At 54.2% G+C, this 546-nt stretch carries 1 protein-coding gene; it reads right to left on the bottom strand.

All coding sequences use genetic code 11. From position 1 onward, the window contains the following. On the bottom strand, positions 1-465 hold a 465-nt coding region (locus QP324_RS11860), incomplete at its 3' end, for a helix-turn-helix domain-containing protein (RefSeq protein WP_284816182.1). Between the last annotated feature and the right edge of the window lie 81 nt (positions 466-546).

The following is a 546-nucleotide window of genomic DNA, read 5'->3' as shown; positions in this document are numbered from 1 at the left end:
GCGCTGAAGACGCCGAGCTATCTCACGTACACCTTTGCCTTGCCGGTCAAGATCAAAGATGAGCTCGCGTTCTTCTACCGATAAGTAGCGCGAAGAGATACGCCTATCGATACGCTGTTGCGGAATAACCTGGACTGGAACTGCTTGACGACCATCAACGTACTCAATTACCTGCATAAGCCTGTTATACAGCGCCACATCCGGGCCAGCCGGGACAAAAGGCACACGCCCGGTGGAAAGCTTAATGACACCTTTGTCTATATCAGCAGCATTACGCGGATGAATGCCACAGGCTAAAGCGGCATCTTTGCGCCCTAAAGCATTCGCACGCAGTTGCAGATAACTACACCGGCCAGTTGTGGCCGCAGCTTTTCGGCCATGCGGATTGCGCTTCCACAAACCAAGCTCAATACCGATCCGGTACACCGGAGAAGAGCCTATAGAAAGCTGGCGCGCAATATCCATCGGTGCCACACCTTCCAGCCACAGGCGAGCTATTTCCTCACTGTCATCCGAGCTAGTAGTCCTGCGGCGCTTGCGCGGCAA

Origin of the sequence: Corynebacterium sp. UMB0012 (assembly GCF_030216265.1) — a bacterium.
In the GTDB taxonomy this organism is placed as follows: domain Bacteria; phylum Actinomycetota; class Actinomycetes; order Mycobacteriales; family Mycobacteriaceae; genus Corynebacterium.
The sequence above is the reverse complement of the archived record's forward strand: the minus strand, read 5'-3'. Positions and strand labels throughout refer to the sequence as shown.